Origin of the sequence: [Clostridium] polysaccharolyticum, assembly GCF_900111595.1 — a bacterium.
GTDB classification, from domain to species: domain Bacteria; phylum Bacillota; class Clostridia; order Lachnospirales; family Lachnospiraceae; genus Clostridium_AI; species Clostridium_AI polysaccharolyticum.
This window is the reverse complement of record NZ_FOHN01000026.1, coordinates 18,811-42,978: the sequence shown is the minus strand read 5'-3', so window position 1 is coordinate 42,978 and position 24,168 is coordinate 18,811. Positions and strand designations below refer to the sequence as shown.

Annotated in this window: 20 protein-coding genes and 1 pseudogene; 15 read left to right on the top strand and 6 right to left on the bottom strand. The window is 37.1% G+C overall.

Features of this window, described 5'->3' with window-relative positions:
- Positions 1 to 239 (top strand): annotated as a pseudogene (locus BMY85_RS15790) (group II intron reverse transcriptase/maturase); the annotation flags it as partial.
- Between the two features lie 79 nt (positions 240 to 318).
- On the opposite strand, the gene BMY85_RS12905 reads toward BMY85_RS15790, so the two are convergent.
- Together BMY85_RS12905 and BMY85_RS12900 are read right to left on the bottom strand one after the other, a co-directional pair.
- The gene (locus BMY85_RS12905; RefSeq protein ID WP_330387297.1) at positions 319 to 2,253 is read right to left on the bottom strand and encodes an ABC transporter ATP-binding protein; all 1,935 of its coding nucleotides are present in this window, start codon (positions 2,251 to 2,253) and stop codon (positions 319 to 321) included.
- On the bottom strand, positions 2,246 to 3,988 hold the full coding sequence (locus BMY85_RS12900; RefSeq protein WP_092478679.1) for an ABC transporter ATP-binding protein: 1,743 nt from the start codon (positions 3,986 to 3,988) through the stop codon (positions 2,246 to 2,248). Before BMY85_RS12900 ends, BMY85_RS12905 begins: the two co-directional genes overlap by 8 nt.
- A gap of 232 nt (positions 3,989 to 4,220) precedes the next feature.
- Here BMY85_RS12900 and BMY85_RS12895 point away from each other — a divergent pair, with 232 nt between their 5' ends.
- The 9 genes from BMY85_RS12895 (at position 4,221) to folK (ending at position 12,902) form a co-directional block, all read left to right on the top strand.
- Complete coding sequence (locus tag BMY85_RS12895) at positions 4,221 to 4,598, top strand: desulfoferrodoxin family protein (protein WP_092478686.1); 378 nt, start codon at positions 4,221 to 4,223, stop codon at positions 4,596 to 4,598.
- Between the two features lie 199 nt (positions 4,599 to 4,797).
- Positions 4,798 to 5,517, top strand: a complete 720-nt coding sequence (locus tag BMY85_RS12890) for a LytR/AlgR family response regulator transcription factor (protein WP_177180791.1) — start codon at positions 4,798 to 4,800, stop codon at positions 5,515 to 5,517.
- Positions 5,518 to 6,045: 528 nt separating this feature from the next.
- Positions 6,046 to 7,491 (top strand): beta-propeller domain-containing protein, encoded by a 1,446-nt coding sequence (locus BMY85_RS12885; RefSeq protein ID WP_092478677.1) that lies wholly within the window; start codon positions 6,046 to 6,048, stop codon positions 7,489 to 7,491.
- Between the two features lie 80 nt (positions 7,492 to 7,571).
- Positions 7,572 to 8,777, top strand: coding sequence for a class I SAM-dependent rRNA methyltransferase (locus BMY85_RS12880; protein WP_177180790.1), 1,206 nt, complete (start codon positions 7,572 to 7,574; stop codon positions 8,775 to 8,777).
- A gap of 23 nt (positions 8,778 to 8,800) precedes the next feature.
- Entirely contained in the window at positions 8,801 to 10,093 is a 1,293-nt protein-coding gene (locus tag BMY85_RS12875; RefSeq protein WP_177180789.1) for a bifunctional folylpolyglutamate synthase/dihydrofolate synthase, read from the top strand.
- 103 nt (positions 10,094 to 10,196) lie between these two features.
- The gene (gene folE / locus BMY85_RS12870; protein ID WP_092478674.1) at positions 10,197 to 10,751 is read left to right on the top strand and encodes a GTP cyclohydrolase I FolE; all 555 of its coding nucleotides are present in this window, start codon (positions 10,197 to 10,199) and stop codon (positions 10,749 to 10,751) included.
- Positions 10,752 to 10,756: 5 nt separating this feature from the next.
- The gene (locus BMY85_RS12865; protein ID WP_092478673.1) at positions 10,757 to 11,233 is read left to right on the top strand and encodes an HD domain-containing protein; all 477 of its coding nucleotides are present in this window, start codon (positions 10,757 to 10,759) and stop codon (positions 11,231 to 11,233) included.
- Between the two features lie 29 nt (positions 11,234 to 11,262).
- Positions 11,263 to 12,072, top strand: coding sequence for a dihydropteroate synthase (gene folP / locus BMY85_RS12860; RefSeq protein WP_092478685.1), 810 nt, complete (start codon positions 11,263 to 11,265; stop codon positions 12,070 to 12,072).
- 11 nt (positions 12,073 to 12,083) lie between these two features.
- A complete protein-coding gene (gene folK / locus BMY85_RS12855; protein ID WP_092478672.1) occupies positions 12,084 to 12,902 on the top strand; it encodes a 2-amino-4-hydroxy-6-hydroxymethyldihydropteridine diphosphokinase in 819 nt (272 codons plus the stop codon).
- A gap of 171 nt (positions 12,903 to 13,073) precedes the next feature.
- On the opposite strand, the gene BMY85_RS12850 is transcribed toward folK, so the two are convergent.
- Positions 13,074 to 14,102: a DUF5050 domain-containing protein gene (locus BMY85_RS12850; RefSeq protein WP_092478671.1), complete on the bottom strand. Its 1,029-nt coding sequence runs from the start codon at positions 14,100 to 14,102 to the stop codon at positions 13,074 to 13,076.
- 222 nt (positions 14,103 to 14,324) lie between these two features.
- Between BMY85_RS12850 and BMY85_RS12845 the strand changes: the two genes are divergently transcribed.
- Together BMY85_RS12845 and BMY85_RS12840 are read left to right on the top strand one after the other, a co-directional pair.
- Positions 14,325 to 15,455 (top strand): bifunctional chorismate mutase/prephenate dehydratase, encoded by a 1,131-nt coding sequence (locus BMY85_RS12845; protein ID WP_092478670.1) that lies wholly within the window; start codon positions 14,325 to 14,327, stop codon positions 15,453 to 15,455.
- 92 nt (positions 15,456 to 15,547) lie between these two features.
- On the top strand, positions 15,548 to 17,044 hold the full coding sequence (locus BMY85_RS12840; RefSeq protein WP_092478669.1) for a S1C family serine protease: 1,497 nt from the start codon (positions 15,548 to 15,550) through the stop codon (positions 17,042 to 17,044).
- Between the two features lie 96 nt (positions 17,045 to 17,140).
- Here the strand turns inward: BMY85_RS12840 and BMY85_RS12835 are convergent, their stop codons facing one another.
- Positions 17,141 to 17,368 (bottom strand): hypothetical protein, encoded by a 228-nt coding sequence (locus tag BMY85_RS12835; RefSeq protein ID WP_092478668.1) that lies wholly within the window; start codon positions 17,366 to 17,368, stop codon positions 17,141 to 17,143.
- Between the two features lie 296 nt (positions 17,369 to 17,664).
- Here BMY85_RS12835 and BMY85_RS12830 point away from each other — a divergent pair, with 296 nt between their 5' ends.
- Together BMY85_RS12830 and BMY85_RS12825 are read left to right on the top strand one after the other, a co-directional pair.
- Positions 17,665 to 18,603 (top strand): tRNA dihydrouridine synthase, encoded by a 939-nt coding sequence (locus BMY85_RS12830; protein ID WP_092478684.1) that lies wholly within the window; start codon positions 17,665 to 17,667, stop codon positions 18,601 to 18,603.
- 92 nt (positions 18,604 to 18,695) lie between these two features.
- Positions 18,696 to 19,697, top strand: a complete 1,002-nt coding sequence (locus BMY85_RS12825) for an ABC transporter substrate-binding protein (RefSeq protein WP_092478683.1) — start codon at positions 18,696 to 18,698, stop codon at positions 19,695 to 19,697.
- A gap of 81 nt (positions 19,698 to 19,778) precedes the next feature.
- On the opposite strand, the gene BMY85_RS12820 is transcribed toward BMY85_RS12825, so the two are convergent.
- Complete coding sequence (locus BMY85_RS12820; RefSeq protein ID WP_092478667.1) at positions 19,779 to 21,497, bottom strand: polysaccharide deacetylase family protein; 1,719 nt, start codon at positions 21,495 to 21,497, stop codon at positions 19,779 to 19,781.
- 217 nt (positions 21,498 to 21,714) lie between these two features.
- Positions 21,715 to 22,008, bottom strand: a complete 294-nt coding sequence (locus BMY85_RS12815; protein ID WP_092478682.1) for a DUF4366 domain-containing protein — start codon at positions 22,006 to 22,008, stop codon at positions 21,715 to 21,717.
- A 256-nt stretch (positions 22,009 to 22,264) separates the two neighbouring features.
- Between BMY85_RS12815 and BMY85_RS12810 the strand changes: the two genes are divergently transcribed.
- Positions 22,265 to 24,049 (top strand): cellulase family glycosylhydrolase, encoded by a 1,785-nt coding sequence (locus BMY85_RS12810; protein ID WP_092478666.1) that lies wholly within the window; start codon positions 22,265 to 22,267, stop codon positions 24,047 to 24,049.
- The last annotated feature ends 119 nt before the right edge of the window (positions 24,050 to 24,168 follow it).

Genomic DNA, 24,168 nt, shown 5'->3' with positions numbered 1-24,168 from the left:
TAAGGCATAAGATAAGGACAATCTATTGGAAACAATGGAAGAAGGTTAAGACGAAATTCAAGGAACTCAAAAAGTTAGGCGTGGAGGAAGAAAAAGCATGGATATGTGCAAATATGCGAAATGGCAACTGGTATTGCGGTGGTTATTTTGTGTTACAAACTGCGTTTAAGAATAAGAAACTCCGCGAACTTGGATACCCAACATTCACAGAGTTTTATTTGAAAATATGTGAAAACTAGAGAAGCGCCGTATACGGAACCGTACGTATGGTGCTGTGGGAGGTCGGTAGATAAGATAATTATCTACCTCCTACCCGATTTACTCTAATTCAAAAGCACCTGTATACAATTGATAGTAGACACCCTTTTGTGCAATCAGTTCGTCGTGGGTGCCTCGTTCAATTATGCTTCCATGATCCAGTACCATAATGGCATCGGCATTTTGTACTGTAGAGAGCCTATGGGCAATAACGAAGACAGTTCTGCCTTCCATTAAGGCATCCATACCACGTTGTACTAATAATTCTGTACGGGTATCAATAGAAGAAGTAGCTTCATCCAGAATCATGACAGGAGGGTCAGCAACTGCAGCACGGGCAATGCTAATAAGCTGACGCTGGCCTTGTGATAAGTTTGCACCATTAGAAGTAAGCATAGTCTGATATCCTTCTGGCAATCTGGAGATAAAATCATGGGCATTGGCTAATTTGGCAGCTTTGATACATTCATCGTCAGTAGCATCTAATTTTCCATACCGGATATTATCCATGACTGTTCCAGTAAATAAATTCACATCCTGTAATACGATTCCAAGACTTCTTCTTAAATCTGCTTTTTTAATTTTGTTAATGTTAATGCCATCATATCGGATTTTGCCGTCTGCAATGTCGTAGAAGCGGTTAATCAGGTTGGTAATGGTAGTTTTGCCAGCACCAGTGGCACCAACAAAAGCGACTTTTTGCCCAGGCTTTGCATTCAGGGAAATATTTTTAAGGACAGGTTTATTTTCCTCATAAGCGAAGTCTACATCATGAAGAACTACATCACCAGCCACTTTCTGAAACGTAACAGTCTTATTTTCATGAGGATGTTTCCAGGCCCACATATTTGTCCGTTCTTTACATTCTACAAGTTTTCCGCCTTCCTCTTTGCAGTTTACTAGAGATACATATCCATTATCTGCTTCGGGAACCTGATCCAATAGTTCGAAGATACGATCAGCACCTGCCATTGCCATAGTAATGGCATTAATCTGCTGGGAAATCTGATTCACAGTACCAGTAAACTGTTTTGTCATACCCAAATAGGTTGCCACAACAGGAATGGTCAACGGTGCAATCATGGAGCCTCCATGAAACAGATTTTCAAATGAAATGTTAGGCAGATTAAGATTCGAACAAATAAAAATACCACCTGTAAATGCAGTGAGTACATATAATATATTTCCAACATTATTCATAATCGGACCGAAGGAATTACTAAATTTATTGGCACTTTCTGAATCCCGGAAAAGCTGTTCGTTGATTTTGTCAAATTCTTCTTCTACAGCCTGTTCGTGACAGAATACTTTTACAACCTTTTGTCCATTCATGATTTCTTCTATATATCCTTCTGCTTTTCCAACGGAATCCTGCTGTTTTTTAAAGAAACGGACAGAATTTCCTCCAATGAATTTGGTAATTCGGAACATAATAAAGATACCGATAAAAACAACGAGCATAAGAGAGATACTGTAATAAAACATAACCAGAAGCAGAGATACAATAGTCAAAGCCGCAGAGATAATCTGTGGAAGGCCTTGTGATATCATCTGTCTTAGGGTATCTGTATCGTTGGTATAGTAGCTCATAATATCACCGTGGTTGTTGGTATCAAAATATTTGACTGGAAGGTTCTGCATTGTTTTAAACATACGTGTTCGCATATTGTGCAGGAAACCTTGCGTAATAATAGCCATTAGCAGGTTGTAAATGAGAGCAGTGAGAAGGCCGGTAATGTAGAAAATGACCATTATCATTACTGTGGATATTATTTTACCGTGAACACTGCTCCAATCTGATTTTAAACCTTCTTCTATATAGGCGGTCAATGTTTTGATGTATACAGCAGGAAGAACATTAATAATTGCATTGATAATAATGCAGACAATGGTGATTGCAAGCATTCCAGGGTAGTCATGGAAAAGCAGGCGAAATAATCGCTTCAGGCTGCCTTTTTTAATAGTTGGTTTATTGTTTCCCATTTCCTTACTCATTTGTTTCACCTACCTTATTTTGCAACATATATACTTCTTTATAAATGGCATCGTTTGCAAGCAGCTGGCTATGAGTACCCATTCCGTGGATTTTTCCATTATCCATTACCAGAATAAGATCTGCATCTTCTACAGAAGAGATACGCTGGGCAATTATGAGTTTGGTTGTATCAGGAATCTCATTTTTAAATGCCTTTCGGATCAAGGCATCCGTCCTGGTATCCACAGCTGAGGTAGAATCGTCCAGAATCATGATTTTTGGTTTTTTTAATAATGCACGTGCAATACAAAGACGCTGTTTTTGACCGCCGGAAACATTGGAACCACCCTGTTCGATGTGAGAGTCATACCCATCAGGAAAACGGCTTATAAATTCATCTGCCTGTGCCAGTTTACAGATTCGAACCAGTTCTTCATCACTTGCATTGGCATTTCCCCAGCGAAGGTTTTCTTTGATAGAACCAGAAAACAAAATGTTTTTCTGTAATACGACAGCTACCTGATCACGAAGTGCAGATAAATCATATTCCCTTACATCTATTCCACCGACTTTTACAGAGCCTTCCGTTACGTCATATAAACGGGAAATTAACTGTATTAAGCTTGTTTTGCCAGAACCTGTTCCTCCAATAATACCTACTGTCATACCAGCATTAATATGAAGGTTTATGCCAGCAAGAGTCATTTTGTCTGCTTTTGCTGAATACTGGAAGCTTACATTTTCAAAATCAATACTGCCATTTGGAACTTCCATAATAGGATGTTCTGGATTTTTTAAGTCATTTTCTTCGTCCAATACTTCTGCAATACGTTTCGCAGATGCAGAAGAAAGTGTCAACATAACAAAAATCATGGAAAGCATCATAAGGCTCATTAAAATCTGCATAGAATAGGTAATCATGCTTGTTAGAGAGCCAATGTTAATGTAAGATCCATGTGAGGTTATAATCAGTTTTGATGCAAAAAAAGAAATCAGTATCAAGGAACAGAAAATGCAGAACTGCATAATAGGATGGTTAAAGGCAAGGATTTTTTCTGCATGAGTGAAATCCTTTCGCACATCATCAGAAGCAGCAAAAAATTTTTCTTTCTCATATTCTTCTCGTACAAAACTTTTTACAACACGTATTCCTTTTATGTTTTCCTGAATAGAGTTATTCAGTTTATCATATTTTTTAAAAACAGCCCGGAATAGAGGCATTACTTTATAAATGATATATGCCAGGGCACATCCGAGAAACGGAATAAAGCCAGCAAAAATCCATGCCAGCTTACGGCCTACACGGATGGACATAATAAAAGCAAAAATAAGCATAAGAGGGCTTCTTACAGCTATACGGATAATCATCATAAATGCCATTTGGACGTTATTGACATCTGTTGTCAGTCTGGTTACTAACGATGATGTTGAAAATCTGTCAATGTTAGAAAAGGAATAGCCTTGCACTTTATAGAACAAATCATGGCGAAGGTTTTTAGCAAAGCCTGTGGAAGCCGTAGCACAAAAGACGCCAGCAAGACAGCCAAAAGTTAAGGATAAAATAGCCATTAAAGTTAATCCTAAGCCATATTTCACAATGATAGACAGTTCGCAGCCACTTTGAATGTTATTAATCAAAGATGCTGTCAACATAGGAATAAAGCATTCACATACAACTTCTCCTGTCATCATAACAGGTGTCATCCAGGTCATAAATGCATATTCACGAATACTTTTAGATAGACGACGAATCATAATTTCCTCCTTATGCAGGTACATAATTTTCATAAATAATTTTTCAGAATTCTATTCAGATAATGATGCAGGTTTTTAATTTCATGTTAATCTCCTTAAAAAAATGTTGCGTGCTACATGTTTATGCGTATATAATAATAATGCAAGATGGCAAAAATTGCAATGTTTTCCTGCATATATTTTATCAGAATCCATAAACTACATAGGAAAAAGAGAAAGGTGGACAAAGACCATGATAAAATTTTTCAAATGTAGCAATAATGGATTAGTGATACCGATTACACATGTATTTACAAACGAAGACAGTTTACAAGATGTGAAAGAGATTACGCCCAATAGTGTAGACGCAGCTGCCGAAAAGCACATGCCTGTTGTAACTATAAACGGGAATACTGTTACGGTTAATGTAGGAAGTGTTACCCATCCTATGACAGAAGAACATCTTATAACAACTGTTGTTTTAGAAACCCAGAATGGAGCACAATACAGATATCTGGCCCATGATAATGATCCAATTGTTCATTTTTCACTACATTCCAGTGACAAGCCTGTTGCAGCTTATGCTTACTGCAATCTGCATGGTTTGTGGAAAGTGGATATCGAATCATAAAATAGTTTGGCAGAAAGAGGCAGGGAAAAAGAAACTTGGGTCTTTCTGCACTTTTATAGACTTTATAAACTGGAAGAAGACAGCATTTAAGGAATATTGATAAAAAAAGGATAATGTGTTACTCTAAAATAAAGGTTTCTTTGGTGTGCAACTGGCAAAAAATGAAAAGACTTCTTGATGAAAGGAACAGGGGGTAATGATGAGCAGAAGGATGTATACAGTATTAGTCTGTGATGATGATGAAATAAGTTTGGAAGTAAATCAAAAGTACATAGAACTTTTTGGAAAGCGGCTGAAAAAGCAGCTTAGGTGTGTACCTTTTAAAGAATACACGGAAGAATTAGAACAGCTTATCACACAAAAAAAAATTGATATCGCAATGCTGGATATTCAGTTTCCAAATAGAAATGGGATCGAGATAGCCAGGCAGCTTCAGACTGTGAATTCTTCTATACCAATTATGTTCGTTACGAATTTTACAGAATATAAGAGTGTTGCAAGTGATATGATTGCAGTTGGCTATTTAGAAAAACCAGTAGTTCCTCAGAAGATGGAAATTATTTTAAAAAGGGCAATTGGACAAATCGATCAGGAAGAAGAACAGACGGAATTTTTAGAAATATGCGTGAACCGGAAGGATACCATTGTTCGCTTTTACGATATTATAGATATTGAGATTATTCAGAAAAAGTTAATTATTAACACCAAAAAGGGAAAGTTAACCTGTCGGGAAACGATGCAGTCCATTGAAAAAAAACTTCCTACGAATTTTATGCGAATTAGCCAAAGTGTCATTGTGAATATTCACTGTGTCCTGCAGATGGATATGGAAAGCGTGTTAATGACCAGTGGCGATACTTTTACAATTGGAAGAACATTTTTGAAAAGTGTAAGAGAAAAATACAAGCAATATGTTTGATATAATAATGAAAAAAATAAGAAAATAGTGTGTTAAAATGTAAAATAGTCAAGTTGAGATTTCTTTGAAATGTTAAATAGGACGATTAAACGTAAGAATAGGACATGTCTATTGAAAGAAAATGTAAAAGATTTATAATAGTAACTGTACAAAGGAAATAAAATGATTATATTTCCAGTACGCCCTACACACTATAAGTAATCTTTGATTACGTTCTACATGCTGTGAAAGCGGCTTGCAGAAAACTTTCATTATAACTGGCTTCCCCCCATTTAAGCTGGTTGTAACATGTCACTCATTGTAAAAGTTTTAACGTCTGTATGTAACAAAGGGGCGCAGTCATGCGCCCACTCCCAAAAAAGTTTGGATAGCCAGGGAATTTGGCTGTCTTTTTTTGATCTGCAGGAAATTTCGTTACACATTATTCTGCTACATAAAAAACATAGTACCATCGTTCAAAATATCGAAGGCACTAGATAGGGGAAAGCAAGCTATGGTATAGGAAAGGCAATAGAACGGAGGATTTATATGAGTACAAACAAAAATGGGTTTGAACACGATGACATAAAGTGGCTGGAGGAGAGGATGGGAAAAGAAAGTGAAGAGATAGAAATTCCTAAGGCCTTAGAACCAGATCAGATGCTAGAAAAAGTAAAGGGCATGGAACAAAAACATAGTAATAACAGACGGAGGAAAACAGCCGTTATGGCAGTTTCTCTAGTTCTTGTAGTGGGTGCTTCTTTACAGACAGGAAGAATGATGGAAAGAGCCAGCCAGAAAAGCTTTGTAGAGGATAGGGGAGTCGTTGCTGTGGTGGCAGATCTTCCTGAAAAAGAAAAGAATCATGATAATAAAGGACACAAGGAAAGTGTTGTAAATAATCATAAGGAGAAAGTGGATAAGAAACTGGAAGATGTAGATAAGAAGACCATTCCAGTGAGCGAACTTAGAGGGTTTAAAGAAGGAGATGGGAAGGGGGCCGTAACGGATGGTTCTATGATTTATTCAGGAGCTGGAAAAAATATTATTTTTTCAAAATACGATTCCGATCAGGTTCAAGAAGTGAAAAGACTTGAAGTGGAACAGGAAACAAAAGATTTCTATCTGTTTCCAGAACATCTTGTGTGTATTATGTCTGATGAGAAAAATGGAACTACAGTAAGTGTCTTTGATGTCAGCAGCCTAGATGAACCTAAAATGGCATTTACAAAGTCCATAGAGGGAAACTACCAGTGTTCCTACCAGAACGGTGATAATCTTTATGTGTTTACAGATACGGGAAGATTAAATTATATTAATGTTGGAAGTAATCAGACCAGCACATTCTCACTAGAAGAAAGCGGGGCAAAATATTATATGTCTGACAACATGATATATGCTTTAAAACAAAGCGATCAGGGAACAGAAATTCAGAGTTACAAGTTAGAAGAAGGAACTTTGGAGAAGGGAGAAGAGGTAACGAGCAATGTATTATTAGATAATATTGTTGCAGTGCAAGGGGCAGGCCAGAGCATAGAACTTCTAGCTGCTGAATCCGATGGTATACGATTAATACAATATGACGAACATATGCGATTCCTTTATGATAAGAAAAATAAATTAGGCGAGCAGATATTTGCAGGAGAATTTACAGAGAATGGAATCCTTATCTTTGGAAATGATACCTTCAACATTCACTTAAGCATGCTTGAGTCAGGTACGTTAGAAACAAAAGACAGAGTTTCCATAGAAAGCGCCCAGAGTGTTTCCATAGGAGAACTTAGCCTAAAAGAAGATGGCTCAAAGGTGGGATTTTTATCCAGCAGTGCAGACTTGCAGGATTCTGCTTATTGTGTATACGATTATAGTGAAAATGGTGGTTTTGCTGAAAGAAATACAAAACAGGTGAAGGTAGGGAAAGTAGAAAATGAACTGGTAATAGGAAGCTCAGTGTTATTAGCAGATTCTAGTGGAGGAGAAGTTATAGTAGACTAGAAAAGAAAATGTTGTAATAAAACTCAGACTGGGCTATACTTACTAGGATAACAGATGAAAAACACCGAATGGAGGGAAAGATGAGTTATCCAGTAGTAAAAATCAAAAAAGGCCAAGGCAGACAGTTTAAGGCTGGCGGATTATGGATATATGATAATGAAATTGATCAAATAGAAGCAGGGGCTGTCAATGGACAGTTTGTTAAGGTAGTAGACTTTGATGAGTATCCACTAGGGGTAGGATTTTTGAATACCAATTCCAAATTAACAGTACGTATGATGACAAAACAGGCAGATGCAGTAATTGATCGCCAGTTTTTATTAAAACGTGTAAAGGCAGCATGGGAATACAGAAAGAAAACGGTGGACACCAGCAGCTGCCGCATTATTTTTGGAGAGGCGGATTTCCTGCCAGGTCTTGTAATTGATAAGTTTTCAGATATATTAGTAGTACAGTCCCTGGCATTAGGAATTGATCAGGTAAAACTTGAGATTATTGAACTGGTTAAAGAAGTATTAAAGCAGGATGGAATAAACATTCGAGGTGTTTACGAACGTAGTGATGCAAAAGTACGGAAACAAGAAGGCATGGAATGTATCAAAGGGTTCATTGGGGAACCATTTGATACAAAAGTCCAAATTGTAGAAAATGGAGTGAAATATTACGTAGATGTAGCTGAAGGACAGAAAACAGGGTTTTTCCTAGATCAGAAATACAACCGTAAGGCAATTCACTCATTATGCAAAGATGCAAAAGTACTAGACTGTTTTACGCATACGGGTTCTTTTGCATTAAATGCTGCAATTGCAGGTGCTAAGAGTGTATTAGGTGTAGATGCTTCCGAACTTGGCTGTGAACAGGCGAGAGAAAATGCCAAATTAAATGGTTTGGAAAATGTAGCAGCCTTCCAGTGTGCAGATGTTTTTGACTTTTTGCCAAAATTAGAAGAGCAGGGGGAAAAATTTGATGTGGTAATTCTAGATCCTCCTGCATTTACAAAATCAAGATCGTCTATTAAAAATGCAACAAAAGGGTACAGAGAAATCAACATGCGTGGTTTAAAACTTGTAAAAGATGGTGGATATCTTGCGACTTGTTCCTGTTCTCATTTTATGGATCCAGAGTTATTTGCCGAAACTATAAAACAGGCAGCAAGAAGCGCACATAAGAGATTACGCCAGATTGAGTTTCGTACGCAGGCAGCAGACCATCCAATCCTTTGGGCAGCAGACGAATCGTTATACTTGAAATTCTATATTTTTCAGGTTATAGAGGAACGTTACTAAATAACAGAACGGAGATGGTAGGCATGAAATATTTGGATGCACTTAAATTTATAGAGAGCCGCAGCCAGGGAGCAATGATATTAGGATTAGATGCCATCACAAAACTGTTAGAAAGGTTAGGCAATCCGCAGAAGGACTTAAAATTTATTCATATTGCGGGAACCAACGGGAAGGGATCTGTAGGAGCTTATATCGCCAATATTCTTGCAGATGCAGGCTTTCGTGTGGGAAGGTATGTGTCTCCTGCTGTTTTAGAATACTGTGAGCGAATTCAGATTTTAGAAAAAGCAGAGTGCAGGTACATTTCCAAAAGGGCAGTAGGAAAAAGGATTGAAATAATACAGGAAGCAGTCAGATACATGGATGAGGCTAAAGAACCTCTTCCTAGTGGATTTGAAATCGAGACGGCAATGGCATTTCTGGAATATAAAGAACAAAAGTGCGATTATGTTGTATTAGAAGCCGGCCTTGGTGGCATAGAGGATGCAACCAATGTAATTAAAACGACCGATTTAGCAGTATTAACTTCTATCAGCATGGATCATATGCAGATTCTTGGAAATACCATTGAAGAAATTACAGAGAAAAAGGCTGGCATTATTAAACCGGACTGTGATGTAGTATGCTATGATTATACAGAATGTGAAGCAGGCAATAGGATAAAACCTGTAATTGAAACAGCATGTGAAAAAGGAAAAGCAAGCTGTCATTTTGCGGATTTTAAGAAGATATCCAATTGCTGTTTTACCCTCAAAGGTACTGCATTTTCCTATAGGGATGTTCCTTATCAGACAATGCTGCTAGGAGAATATCAGCCGAAAAATGCAGCGTTGGCCATTGAGGCGGCAAAAGTTCTGCAGATGCGAGGGATTGCCATTTCAGATGAAAATATACAAAATGGCCTGAAGCAGACACAATGGAAGGGAAGATTTTCTATTGTGTCAGAGAAGCCACTAGTCATTGTAGATGGAGCTCATAATGAAGATGCAGCGAAGTCTCTTGCGAAAACGTTAAAGCTGTATTTTAAAGAAAAGAAGATTGCTTATGTGGCAGGAATTTTTGCAGATAAAGAATACGAGAAAATTCTTTCGATTACTTGCCCTCAGGCAAAAAGAGTGTATGCCATAGAGTCAAACAGCAAACGATCACTGCCATCTGAAAAACTTGCAAAGGCTGCTTCTAAGTACGTGGAAGAGGTGGTAGATGCAAAAACAGTGTTTAGTGCTTTGGATCAAGTAACGAAAAATCAGGAAGAAGTGACCGTGTGCTTTGGTTCGCTTTCATTTCTAGGAGAAGTATATGCATATTTTTCTTAGGTGAAAATCAGGAAAAGAAGTAGCCACAAATAACCTTGTTGCTACTTTTTTTATTTAATGTTATAATTCATTACGAATTTTACTTCTCGGAAGGATGATAGTTATGGATAAGAACAAAATAGAAAAAGCAGTCAGGTTATTTTTAGAAGGCATAGGAGAAGACGTAAATCGTGAAGGATTACTGGATACTCCTTCCAGGATAAGTGCTATGTGTGAGGAACTTTTTTCAGGGATAGGAAATGATGCAGAAGAACATTTAAGTAAAACATTTACAGCAGAAAACAATGAAATGGTGATTGAAAAAGATATTACATTTTATTCCGTTTGTGAACATCATTTTCTTCCGTTTTACGGAAAAGTGCATATTGCTTATATACCAGATAAGAAGGTGGTTGGATTAAGTAAATTGGCAAGAACCGTAGAAGTATATGCAAGAAGGGCACAGATACAGGAACAGTTGACTTGCCAGATAGCAGAAGATATTATGGAACATTTAAAGCCGAAAGGGGTTATGGTATATATAGAAGCAGAGCATATGTGTATGACAATGCGAGGTATTAAAAAACCAGGCTCAAAGACCGTTTCATTTGTAACAAAGGGTATTTTTGAGGAAAAGGAATCTTTAAAACAGACTTTCTTTCAGCTTATTAAAGGATAAATAGTATGGAACGATTAGAAAAACTCTTAGACTTGCCAGATTATAAAGTGGTATTGGAACAGATAGAAGATTTCGAGAAAGAACGAATTTACTGCAGGCATGGAAAGGAGCATTTTCGGGATGTAGCCCGGATTGCGTATATCCTTTCCCTTGAAAATAAGTTAGAACTGAGTAAGGAAATGATATATGTAACTGCTTTTTTACACGATATGGGCAGGGCATATGAATATAAAGGATTCTGTTCTCATGAGTCTGGAAGCGTGTTAATGGCACTGGACTGGCTGCCTAAGTGTGGATTTACAGAAGAACAGATAAAAGAGATAATAACAGCAATTAAAGAACATCGGAAAAATGGTGCAGATGGAACTTTGGGAAAGGTTTTATACCAGGCAGATAAACTTTCAAGAGACTGCTTTTCCTGTAAAGCACAAGCTGCTTGTAAATGGCCAGATGAGAAGAAAAACAGGCATATTCTGTATTAGTTTGGGAGGAAAAGAACATGATGGAAGAAATGATCATAGGAAAAGAGAGATTCTCTCTGAAGCATACACACGTTATGGGAATTTTGAACGTGACACCAGATTCCTTTTCAGATGGAGGAAGCTGGAATCAGAAAGACAAGGCACTGCAGCATGTAGAGGAAATGATACAGGACGGGGCAGCAATAGTGGATGTGGGTGGAGAATCTACCAGACCAAATTATACTAAGATAGCAGATGAAGAAGAAATTGAGCGTGTAGTGCCAGTGATAGAAGCCATTAAAAGAAATTTTGATATTCCCGTTTCCGTTGATACATACAAATCAAAGGTAGCAAGGGAAGCCTGCAAAGCAGGGGCAGATCTGGTGAATGATATCTGGGGCTTAAAATATGATGATGAAATGGCGGAAATTGTAAAAAGATATGAAAAGCCAGTATGTATTATGCATAATCGGAACAATCAGGATTATGCCAGTTTTGTAGATGAATGGATTCAGGATTTAAAAGAATCCATTCAGATAGCGAAACAGGCAGGAATTGGTGACGATAAAATTATTTTAGATCCAGGAGTTGGCTTTGCTAAAGCATATGAAATGAATCTGCTGGCAATGAAGCATTTAGAAAAGCTGCTATTATTAGATTATCCAGTCCTTCTTGGAACTTCAAGAAAATCCGTAATTGGGCTGGCCCTCAATCTTCCAGTAACAGAAAGAGAAGAAGGAACTTTAGCGACTACAGTGATGGCTGTGATGAAGGGATGTCAGTTTGTTCGTGTTCATGACGTAAAGGCCAATGTACGTGCTATAAAAATGACAGAAGCGATTCTACAGGCTGGAGAGTAAAGGAGAAAAAATTGGATACTATTAAGATTGAGAATTTGGAAGTATATGCGCATCATGGAGTATTAGAAGAAGAAAATGTACTGGGGCAGAAATTTTTACTTTCTTTAGAGCTTGGAACAGATACAAGAAAATCGGGAAAGTCAGATGAGTTAAAGGATTCTGTAAATTATGCCGAAGTTGCACATTTTGTTAATACATTTTTACAAGAAAATACCTTTCGATTAATTGAGGCAGCAGCAGAACATGTTGCCAATGAACTGCTGGTTCGGTTTCCTATTGAACAGGTAAGAGTAGAAATGAAAAAACCTTGGGCACCTATTCTGCTTCCACTAGAGACTGTGGCAGTTTCTATTGAACGGAAATGGAAGGAAGCATGCTTAAGCATTGGTTCTAACATGGGAGATAAAAGAAAAAATCTGGAACAGGCGATTTCTATGCTTTCTAAGCATCCAAAAGTCAGAGTGGAAAAGGTATCAGAATTTTTTGTAACAAAGCCATATGGTTGTGTAGAGCAGGATGATTTCTTAAATGGAGCTGTAACTATAAAAACGCTGCTTTCTCCAAGAGAATTACTGGATGAAATTGGAGTTATAGAACAGAAACTTGGCAGAGAACGAATCATTCATTGGGGACCAAGAACTATTGATTTAGATATTCTGCTATATGAAGAAGACGTAATTTGGGAAATGGACTTAAAGATACCTCATGTGGAAATGCATTTAAGGGATTTTGTGCTTCGTCCTTTAGCTGAAATTGCGCCAGATAAAAAGCATCCATTGTTGCAGAAAACAGTATATCAGCTTTTTTGTGAACTATCACGAAAAGAATAAATGAAAGATATAAGCCACAATAGTTAGTGGAGTTAAGCTTATCCTTTTTAGAAGTATAAATAATCTGTTCAAATTATACGTCAGATTGATTAAAAAGGGAAGAAAAGAAGTGCCGATTAGCGATTTTTCAAATTGCTAATCGGCATTTCCATTCTTTGCATGTTTATTATATTATTTTAAAACTGGCGGTTTAAAGAAATTCAGTTTCGGATTTTTTTCGTCTTTGATAACGTATTCATTTTCCGTATCGAATTCTCGGAAAAATACGTAATTACTAGTGGTACAAATATTACAAAAATTTCCTTTCAATAAAATGATTTCTTGACGGGTTTCCATATCCATCTGGCAGATATAGCTGTCCTGCTGGTTATCTATCTGGTAATATAAAAAATTGCCGTTTAAGCTAAAGTTATAAGTAAGGATATGCTTATTTACCAGAACGACAGGTTCCGTTCCGTCTAAGTTTATTCGTGTTAAGGCATAGTTATTATTTAAGTCAATAAAGTATATTTTATTCTGGAAAACGATAACATTGGAACAGTTTCCCTCGTACAGACGATCATAAGAATCATTGCGCAGGGACATTTTGTAAATGTTATGATCCGATTCTGTTCCTGAAAAATACAGACTGCCATTGTCAATGCCAACAGGACTTACTTTGGACTGAAATAGACATTTGCCTTCTTTTTCATCAATTCCTGTTTTGTATAAGTATAAACCATGTACTTTGTCATAATGCTGATAGTATAAATGGTTTCCTGAAAGAAGCATACTGCCAATTGTCTTGCTGTAAAGAGGTTTGGTATGGTTTCCCTTTCGGCTGGATCGGAAAAGCCCGACTCCGCCACTGGATAATGTCGCTCCAGCACCTTTTCCATTAGCAGATTTGTATTTATTATTTCTGCCTGCATAGTATATGTATTTGCCTGCACAATTAATGTCAGAGACTGTGGAATTTAAAATCCGCTTAAAATTCCTGCAGTTTAAATCCATGGAATATAATTTTTCGAAGTCATTTAGGTTACTAAAATAAATTGTGTTGCCGTCTTCGCAATAATAGCCACCATTCATAATATTACCTGGGGTATTGCCCATAACCATTTCATTGTTATATTCCATTTTACTTGAAAAATTGGCATATGCAATTAAAATGGAGATGATGAGTACCATTGCAATTGGAAAAAGTATTTTTTGTTTCAAAGCAGTTCCTCCTAAAAATATATGTAATTCTATTATAAATTACCAGATCTTTCAAAGCAAGCTTAACTTGCATTGGAGTTAGACTTGTTATTTTGAAAACCCTAGTATATAATATGTACCAGTAATATAATGGTTTATTATAGCTTATAATAAAGTTAATTCTGTACTATAGAGAGAGTTAGAAAACACCAAAAGATCGAGAAAAAAGAGAGGGCAAAGTATATGGATTTAAAAGAAAGCAGAGAAAAAATTGACAGTATTGACAAACAGATTGCAGAACTGATTCAGGAAAGAATGGGTGTTTCTGTAGAAGTTGCGAAATATAAAAAAGAAACTGGTAAAAAGATATTTGATAAAGTAAGAGAACAAGAGATATTAGAAAAACTAGGTGGAATGGCAAAAGATGAATTTAATAGGCAAGGAGTACAGGAGATTTATGCACAGATTATGTCCATTAGCCGGAAGCTTCAGTATTCTCTGCTGAAACGGGATGAAGCAGCACATAATCTAGAACCAGTAAAAAGCCTTAACCTGAATGGTAAAAAGGTTGTATTCTTTGGAGAACATGGAGCTTATACGGAACAGGCCATGTTTGAATTCTTTGGAGAAAAAGTGGAATCCTATTCCGTGAAAACTTTTAAAGAAGTCATGGAAGAATTAAAGCTTGGAAATGCAGATTATGGGGTATTGCCAATTGAAAATTCATCTACTGGCGGCATTACGGACTGCTTTGATTTGTTAATTGATTATGATAACTATATTATTGGAGAACATGAAATAAAAGTAAATCAATGTCTTTTGGGATTGCCAGGAGCAAAAGCAGAAAACCTGACTCGAGTATTTTCTCATGAACAGGGGCTTATGCAATGTGCCAGTTTTTTAGAGAAGTACCCTAAGATGGAGCAGGTACCATATATGAGCACAGCCATTAGTGCTAAAAAGGTTGCACAAGAACAGAATCTGCAGTATGGTGCTATTGCAAGCAAGCGAGCAGCAGAATATTACGGACTTGAGGTATTGCAGGAAAATATTAATTACGAGGCATTGAACGCAACACGTTTCATTATTATTGCAAGAGAGCCGATTTATCTGGAAGATTCTAACAAAGTAAGCATATGCGTGCAGCTGCCACATGAATGTGGATCGCTGCATAATATGATTTCACATTTTATTTACAATAATTTAAATATGACAAAGATTGAGTCAAGACCTATCCAGGGGAAGAAGTGGGAATACCGTTTCTTTGTAGAGTTTGAAGGAAACTTCCAAGATTCAGGGGTTCAGAATGCACTGTACGGAATTCAGGAAGAAGCAAGTAAATGTAGGATATTAGGCAATTTTAAAACCGTATAATTTGGCGGTAATAAGAAAATGTTCACAAAGTCAACATATTTTGCTGGTAAACTCTTTAGTAAACAGAGGATAGGTGAAAGGAGATTTTAAGAATGAATAATGAAGATTTTAATCATGACAATAATATAGATGATAATCAGGACAGAGGGCAGCAAAGCTATAATCAGGGCAATAGCTTTGATGATAATCAGAATTACAATTCCTATAATCCTCAGAATCAGGGAAATGGAAACTGCAATATGGGCAGTGGCAATCACGGACCTGGAAAAGACGATAATAAATGGAGAAAGAGAGCCGTTGTATTAGGCGTTGTCAGTGGTCTGGTTTTGGTATGCAGCATAGGATTTCTGACTGTTGACAGATTATCTACACAGTTTGCTAATATCAAAAAGCAGATGGCACAAAGCACTTCACTTCCAGATGAAACAGAAAAAACAGAAGAATCTGGCCAGTCAAAGCTGGATACAACGGAGGAAGCAGCAGGACCAGCTGATTCCGTATCAAAAGTAGTTGAAAATGTAATGCCTTCTATTGTTTCAATTACCACTACGGCAACAGAAACGGTTAGTGATTTCTTTGGAAGAACCTATTCAGAGGATGTACAGGGAAATGGTTCAGGAATCATTATTGGCCAGAATAGCAATGAAGTTTTAGTGGCAACAAACAATCATGTTATTTCAGGGCAAGGAGCTACAGTGGAGATTACATTCCACGATGGAAAATCAGTAAAAGGAACCGTAAAAGGTGCGGATCCAAGTGCAGATCTGGCAGTGGTAGCTGTTAAGTTTGCAGATATTGAAAAAGAAACAATAGAACAGATTAAAGTAATCAGTATTGGCAAGTCCAAAGAAACAAAAGTTGGTGAAGTTGCCATTGCCATTGGAAATGCTTTAGGTTATGGACAGTCTGTAACAGTAGGTCATATCAGTGCATTGGAACGTGAAATTGCGGTAGAAGATTCTTCTATGACACTAATGCAGACAGATGCTGCAATTAATCCTGGAAATAGTGGTGGTGCTTTGTTAAATGCTAAAGGACAGCTTATTGGCATTAATTCTGTTAAGACTGCTACAACAGAAGTAGAAGGTATGGGATACGCTATTCCAATTTCAGATGCCCAGCCAATTATAGAAAATTTAATGCAGGGAAAGAGCAGCTCCAAAGAAGATGCTTATCTGGGAATTGTAGGCCAGGATATTACAAAGAGTAATTCCGTAAGATTTAATATTCCAATGGGTGTTTATGTGACAGAGATTGCGGAAGGCTCTCCAGCCAAGAAAGCAGGCTTAAATACTGGTATGGTTATTGTAGGCTTAGATGGAAAGAAAGTTGAAAATAAAGACGATTTAATGAAAGTGTTAAGTTCCTTACATGCAGGGGATATGGTCACTATTAATGTAGCTGTTAATAACGGTGGTAAATACGAAACAAAAGAATTTACAGTTACAATGGGATCCAAATCGGAATTGGATAAAGATTCAAAATCAGGCTCTAGTTCAAACGGAAATCAAAATCCAAACCAGAATCCAAATGGTGATAATGGAAATGACTTTTACAATGAAGATCCATTTAGCTTTTTTGGAAGATAATTAAGTGGAAATATATGAAAATGACTGCACCGCAAGAAATATAGGCGAGGCAGTCATTTTTAATTTTAGGAAATTCCGCAATTGCGTAATGTTTTATTAATTGCGATGGGCTAAGATGTCTTCTATCACATCTGCATATTTTTCCCATACTGGGTAATTCATGTGGGATACATAACGGTTCATGAAATAATTCAATTTTTCAAGACAGGTATCTAAGTATTCGGAACGAGCCGTTTCTAATACAACTGCATCTCCATTAATGGTAGGCCATTTGGTAAAATCAGTATTTTCTATCTGTAGCACCTGGTTAGAAAATATACACATAACCCTCAACCCTTTCTGAATTTATTCTCCAGCAAAAGTATTGACATTTTTTATTTTATTAAACAGAGTTTTTTTGTGTGCATGTACGAATCTGAATTTTTAAAGTTACGTTTACATTTGTATAAGAATGGGCTATACTTAGAAAAATAGAAAGAAATCTTTTGGCCTGATATTCCAGCCGTTAAGCCAATAAAAACGGCTTAGAACGGGATAAAGGAATTTTTTGAGTATGGCAATCAGATTGGAAAAGAAACTGCAGAAAGTTAAGAAATTTATAAATGAGGAATAAGAACGGAATGGATAAGTTATATTTTGCACCCTTAGAGGGGGTAACGGGATACGTTTATAGAAATGCACACAAGAAATATTTTGGGAATATAGATAAATATTTTCTTCCCTTTATAGTAACCAGTCAGACAGGAAAACTCAAATCAAAAGAACTAAGGGACATTTTACCTGAAAATAATAAAGAGATTGTTGCTGTACCACAGATACTTAGCAACAATGCAGAGCAGTTTCTTAAAATGGCCCATTTTTTGGAAGGATATGGGTATCGGGAAATCAATCTGAACTTGGGCTGTCCAGCAAAAACTGTTGTTACTAAGAAGAAGGGATCTGGTTTTCTATTACATCTAGAAGATTTAGAGCGTTTTTTAGATAAGGTTTATGAAGGGATTCATGTGAAGCTGTCCATCAAAACAAGAATTGGCGTGGAAGATCCAGAGGAGTTTGTGGATATCCTTAAGTTATATAATCAGTACCCAATAGAAGAGTTAATCATTCATCCTAGAGTGCAGCAGGATTATTATAAAAATAAACCAAATTTAGAGGTGTTTTCCATGGCAGTGAAAGAAAGCAAGAATTCTGTATGCTACAATGGAGATATTGTAACGGTGGAAGATTATCATCGGATAAAGGAAACATTTCCGCAAGTTGAGTCCATAATGATAGGTAGAGGGCTTATAAGGAATCCAGCGCTGGGAGAAGAGATCGCAAAAGGGAAAACATTAGATAAACAGACATTAATTGACTTTCATGAGGAATTATGTGCAGGGTACCAGGAGATTATGTCAGGTGACAGAAATGTATTGTTTAAAATGAAGGAAGTATGGTTCTATATGGGTCAATCTTTCACAGGTGCAGATAAATATTTAAAAGAGATACGGAAAATGAATCATTTAAGTGAATACCACAGTGTTACGAAACAGTTGTTTCAAAACTGTGATTTGAAATAGAAAGAAGAACCAAAGTCCCCGATTCTTCATAGGATATCATAAAAGTAACTATGATGCAGTTAGAATATGGGGGGGCTTTTCAGGTGAAAAAAATGAGTCGTTTTATAAGTTTTTGTGTATGCATTGTTTTTTTGGTTATCCCATTAACAGGATGTGGAAAGCAGAATAAGTATACAGAAGTTACCCTAACGGAAGTTGCACACTCTATTTTTTATGCACCAATGTATGTAGCGATCCAGCAAGGATATTTTGAAGAAGAGGGTTTGAAAATAACGCTAGTAAATGGCCTGGGTGCAGATAAAACTATGACAGCGGTATTATCTGGAGACAGTGATATTGGATTTATGGGTTCGGAATCATCTATTTACGTTTATCAGGAAGGGGCGAAGGATTACGTTGTAAACTTTGCACAGCTGACCCAGCGAGCTGGCAATTTCCTTGTGAGCAGAGATTTAGAGGAAGAGTTTCAATGGAGTAACCTAAAGAATAAGACCGTATTAGGAGGCCGTGAAGGCGGTATGCCAGAAATGGTTTTTGAGTACATTCTAAAGGGAAAAGAATTAAATCCTAGTTCTGATTTGAAAATTATAAAGAATATAGATTTTGGATATACAGCGGAAGCATTTTCAGCGGGAGAGGGTGATTATACCGTTGAATTTGAGCCGGCAGCAGAAGCACTTGAGTTAGAAGGCAAAGGTAAAATTGTGGCCTCACTTGGGGTGGAGAGTGGGCTGGTTCCTTATACAGCGTTCTCGGCAAAGAAGAGTTATATAAAGAAGCATCCAGCGGTTATACAGTCCTTTACGAATGCAATTCAAAAAGGCATTGATTATGTGGCAACCCATACGCCAGATGAAATTGCTCTGGTGATTCAGCCACAATTTCCTGAGACCGATAGGAAAGTGATAGAGGCCATTGTAGAAAGATATTATGAGCAGGATACTTGGAAGGAAGATACTATTTTCCAAAAAGAAAACTTTGAACTGTTACAGAATATTTTAAAGGATTCAAAGGTGATTGAGAAAATAGTTCCTTATGAAGAACTAGTAACCATATCGTATTCAGAAAAGGCAGTAAAAGCAACTCAGAATTAGGAGAGTACAGAATTTCTTTTTAAATAGAAAAGTGCCACTTAGATTACTAGGTGGCACTTTTGATATTTTGCAGTGGTTTATTTATTGGAAGGTAAATCCAGATGGTGCATTAGAGGAACTTCCTGTTGCAACAAATCCGATTGTTACAGATGAGCCAGAAGCAAATGCACCTGACCAGGAAGGACTCTTAATTGTTACTTTAGAACCAGTCTGGCTTGCAAGGTCAGCACCCCATAAGGAGTTAATGCTGTTTGATAAGGTAAAGCCTAAAGTCCATCCATTGTAGGATTTTCCAGAAGCATTGGTTACAGTAATTTCACCTTGGTAACCGCTTCCCCAGTCACCGGTTACTTTGTAAGTACATGTAATACCAGCAGGTAAAGTTCCAGATGTGTTTCCTGGATTTGCAGATGGAGCTGCACTAGGTGCCACAGATGGAGCGATGCTAGGAGCTGCACTAGGTGCCACAGATGGAGCGATGCTAGGAGCTGCACTTGGTTTTACAGATGGACTTGGAGTTGCAGCAGGAGCCTGATTTACCGCTTCAAAAATCCATTGCTGATTAGTCTGTCCATTACTTGTGTAAAGCTGTACATTGGTTCCGTCAGCAGTTCCACGGCCAGATACATCTAATACTTTTGAGCCGTTGCTGCCTTTAGAAGCGATAGTGTAAACACCATTTGTCGATGTTAATTTTACTTGGAATTTCTGTGGGTCTCCTGAGTAAGCAGAGTAAATCTGGGCATTTGCACCATTTTCATCTGCACCGTTGGCGATATCAAGCATGTAATTGCCAACAGAACTTGTTAATGTTACATAGCCGTCGGAAGTGTTGGTTACAAGCCATTTCTGGCCAGCAGCACCAGTACCAGCACCGATTTCCACATTCTGTCCGTCGGCACCAGTATTGCCCTTGACTTGTAAATATTTCTGTGCATTTACATTTTTGATATAATATGTACCATTTTGGATACTAGCATTTGGCTGAACTGGAGCTGAACTTGGAGCTATGCTAGTTACAGGGTTAGTGTTGTTAACAACATTACGTCCAGAACAGGAAGTGTAAACCTGTCCAGAAGTCATTGTTTTGCCTTTCATTTTAAATAACTCAGAAACAGAAGTGATTACATAACCTCTTTTGATTAATTCAGGAACAAGGTATGCAACTGCCTCTGCGGTTGTGTTGTATGTTTCGTGCATTAATAGAATAGAACCATCTTGCACACCATTTAATACACGGCTGATAATGGTGTCTTTGCTTGCACCGTTCCAGTCTTGGCTATCAAGGCTGCATGTGATTAATGGTGTATCAATAGCATTGAAAACAGTCTGGTTTGTTGCAAGATATGGTGGACGTACTAAATATTTTGCATTGCTGGCACCTGTGATGCTTCTTAACTGATTTGCTGTTTTATTTACCTCATCTTGGATCTGATAAGAGGACATGTTGGTTAAGTATGGATGAGTCCAGGTATGGTTAGCAATTTCATTTCCTAATCTGTAAGCACGCTGGATTTCTGCTTTGTTGGAATTGTTAATCTGGTTGCCAACGTAAAAGAAAGTAGCATGCATTTGGTACTTTTCTAACGTATCAAGGATTCTTGTAGCAGTATTTCCATTTACAGGACCATCGTCAAATGCAAATGCAACAATTTTTTTGCTAGAGTCGATCCAGGACACATTAGCAGTATTGTTCCAAGTGGTTGCCGCTTGGACTTGTGATGCTGGAACCATGATATTCATACTGGTAAGTATCATGGCAATCATTAGTAGAACTGGTAAAAACACTTTTCGTTTCATAAGTAAACCTCCTTATTAATTATCAATGATTATCCTATGGCAGAAGAATAGAATATTTCCTCTGTTAAAATAATCATAGCATAACAAAAGAAATAGTAAATACTTTTTTGTGTTGAGTATTGTAACATGATAGATATAAGGTATTAAGATGTAAATTTTCTGGAAAAACAGAAAAAAAGCTGTTACCTTGTAACGGATAACAGCTTAAAGCTCTATATTATTCTTCAGAATCATCAGAAGCCTTATCTTCTTCCTTGCTTGTGGAGAAAGATACTACTTCATCATCTTCGTAAAAGTCATCATCAAAGTCATCATCAAAATCATCATCAAAGTCTTCTAAATAGTCTGGTGAGAAATATTTATAAACCCCGTAAGCAATGGCAGCAACTGCAGTAACAGCACCGATAATTGCTAAAATCATGACGATAGGACAATTTCTCTTTTCCTCTTCTTCTTTTTTATGAAGCAGCTGAGTCAGTTTTGATGAGATTTCTTCAAGTTTACTATTCATGAAAAACACGTCCTTTCCTCTTTTCTTTTAAATTTGTATAACAATACAATTATTATATCACAACAGTAGCGTTTTTACTAATTAAAATTATAGGAATATTACTAAAAAAAGTAGAAAATAAGATTAGAAAGTGAATCGCTCATAGGCTTTGACATGTTATACAGATTAGCTTTACATTTAGAACAAAACTACTATAAGTAAGAAGAATTTTAGTCTATAGTTAGGTTAGTTCAAAAGAAATAAGGGAGGAACGTAAATGAAAAAATCAATCAGACAATGTCTTGCACTGTGTCTTGCAGCCGCACTTGCAATCCCAGGAAGTGTAAGCATTGGCAGTAAAACGGTAAAAGCAGCATCTTCGGATGAAGGATTTGTATACACACAAGGAACAAAATTTATGCTAGATGGCCATCCCTTTTATTTTGCGGGATGTAACTCATATGATCTGTTTACATTGGGCGACGGATGGAACGATTCTACAGAAGAATTAATCTGTGATAAATTTATGAACCAGGAAAAAATTGAAGAAAGATTTGCATTAATGGCTAAAAACGGTGTAACTGTCTGCCGTACATGGGGATTTTCTTCCGAAACATGGCATGGTTTTGAAACGGCACCAGGAAAATACAATGAAGCACAGTTTATGCTCTTTGATTATATTATGTCATGTGCAGAAAAATATGACATTAAAATGATTATTACGTTAGAAAATTTCTGGGATGCTTATGGCGGTATTGATGAAAAACTTAACTGGGCAGGAAAAGATTCTGGAAATTATAAAGCACGTTGTGAATGGTTCACCAATGAAGATTGCCAGAAATGGTATCAGAATTATATTGATCACTTTGTAAATCGTGTCAACTATTTTACAGGAGAAACATACAAAGATGACCCAGACATTTTCGCTTGGGATTTGATGAATGAACCTAGATATGAAGATTACAGCACCGAGGAAGATGCTAGTGGAAAAACTCTTCGTAAATGGGTAGATGCTTCTGCAAGTTATCTAAAATCTTTAGATCCGAATCATATGGTATGTGCAGGAATTGAAGGCCATGAAGCAAAATATGGTTTTGGTGGAAATGAAGGAAATCCATTTGTGTATTTACAACAGTCACCATATATAGATTTCTGCAGTGCCCATCCATACCCATCAGAAGGCTGGGCAGGATTGACACCGGAAGGAAATGCGAAATTAGTTCGTGCATGGATAAAAGATGCCCATGAAGAAGTGGGCAAACCAATTGTAATTGGAGAATTTAATGCACACAACAACTTGCCTTACGAAAAATACGAAGCATATTGGCGTTCCGTTTATGATACGATTGAGGAAGAAGATGCGGCAGGTGCATTGTTCTGGGAGTTTAACACATTCCGTTTAAGTCCATTTACGGTAATGGATGGGGATAAAATCTTAGACTATTTCATGACAATGTCTAAGAAAATGCAGGAAAAGAACGGTTCAATGGTTACAGAAAGACCAAGTAAACAGCCTGCTGTCAGTCCATCAGCAGAGCCAAGTAAACAGCCTGCCACCAGCCCGTCAGCAGAACCAGCTGTAATCCCACCAAGTCCATCGGTTGAACCAGTCAAGACACCGGTACCAAGTGCTTCTGCTAAACCCGTGGAACTATCTGGTGCAGTTCCAGTTGTATCTGTCACAACTAGCCTTGGTGGCGGAGTATCTCAAAGCTACAAGATAACTTCTTCTAGCAGCAAAGAGGAAATTGATATTTCAAAAGTAACAGTGCGTTTTTATTATAAGAAAACTAGCAGCAAGCCACAGACATTCTCTTGCGACAATGCTGGTATTTCATTAAATAAAGCACCTTATTATATAAATTATGCAAGTGATGTAAAAGGTACCTTTTATGATGGATATTTAGAACTGGCTTTTACAGATGCAGTTTTTTTTGCCCAAGGTAATTTATCTATGGGAGTACGTTTCTATCAGAATGACTGGTCATCCTATGATAATTTTAAAGCAGAAAAGGTAGAAGTACTTTATGATGGAGCAGTAGTAAGTACAGAAGAATGTTAAGTATTTAAAATTGCCATCGCCTCTAAGGTATATTAGGGCAATATTCTCTTAATTTAGTGATAATAGTTTAGTATAAAAAATAGCCGCCTCCAATGTTGGATTTTTGATCTGGCTTTTGG

Excerpts from the sequence above, each read along its gene's own strand:
- BMY85_RS12905 (WP_330387297.1), bottom strand. The coding sequence starts at position 2,253 with ATGAGTAAGGAAATGGGAAACAATAAACCAACTATTAAAAAAGGCAGC.
- BMY85_RS12900 (WP_092478679.1), bottom strand. The coding sequence starts at position 3,988 with ATGATTCGTCGTCTATCTAAAAGTATTCGTGAATATGCATTTATGACC.
- BMY85_RS12895 (WP_092478686.1), top strand. The coding sequence starts at position 4,221 with ATGATAAAATTTTTCAAATGTAGCAATAATGGATTAGTGATACCGATT.
- BMY85_RS12890 (WP_177180791.1), top strand. The coding sequence starts at position 4,798 with ATGAGCAGAAGGATGTATACAGTATTAGTCTGTGATGATGATGAAATA.
- BMY85_RS12885 (WP_092478677.1), top strand. The coding sequence starts at position 6,046 with ATGAGTACAAACAAAAATGGGTTTGAACACGATGACATAAAGTGGCTG.
- BMY85_RS12880 (WP_177180790.1), top strand. The coding sequence starts at position 7,572 with ATGAGTTATCCAGTAGTAAAAATCAAAAAAGGCCAAGGCAGACAGTTT.
- BMY85_RS12875 (WP_177180789.1), top strand. The coding sequence starts at position 8,801 with ATGAAATATTTGGATGCACTTAAATTTATAGAGAGCCGCAGCCAGGGA.
- folE (WP_092478674.1), top strand. The coding sequence starts at position 10,197 with ATGGATAAGAACAAAATAGAAAAAGCAGTCAGGTTATTTTTAGAAGGC.
- BMY85_RS12865 (WP_092478673.1), top strand. The coding sequence starts at position 10,757 with ATGGAACGATTAGAAAAACTCTTAGACTTGCCAGATTATAAAGTGGTA.
- folP (WP_092478685.1), top strand. The coding sequence starts at position 11,263 with ATGATCATAGGAAAAGAGAGATTCTCTCTGAAGCATACACACGTTATG.
- BMY85_RS12845 (WP_092478670.1), top strand. The coding sequence starts at position 14,325 with ATGGATTTAAAAGAAAGCAGAGAAAAAATTGACAGTATTGACAAACAG.
- BMY85_RS12840 (WP_092478669.1), top strand. The coding sequence starts at position 15,548 with ATGAATAATGAAGATTTTAATCATGACAATAATATAGATGATAATCAG.
- BMY85_RS12835 (WP_092478668.1), bottom strand. The coding sequence starts at position 17,368 with ATGTGTATATTTTCTAACCAGGTGCTACAGATAGAAAATACTGATTTT.
- BMY85_RS12830 (WP_092478684.1), top strand. The coding sequence starts at position 17,665 with ATGGATAAGTTATATTTTGCACCCTTAGAGGGGGTAACGGGATACGTT.
- BMY85_RS12825 (WP_092478683.1), top strand. The coding sequence starts at position 18,696 with ATGAGTCGTTTTATAAGTTTTTGTGTATGCATTGTTTTTTTGGTTATC.
- BMY85_RS12820 (WP_092478667.1), bottom strand. The coding sequence starts at position 21,497 with ATGAAACGAAAAGTGTTTTTACCAGTTCTACTAATGATTGCCATGATA.
- BMY85_RS12815 (WP_092478682.1), bottom strand. The coding sequence starts at position 22,008 with ATGAATAGTAAACTTGAAGAAATCTCATCAAAACTGACTCAGCTGCTT.
- BMY85_RS12810 (WP_092478666.1), top strand. The coding sequence starts at position 22,265 with ATGAAAAAATCAATCAGACAATGTCTTGCACTGTGTCTTGCAGCCGCA.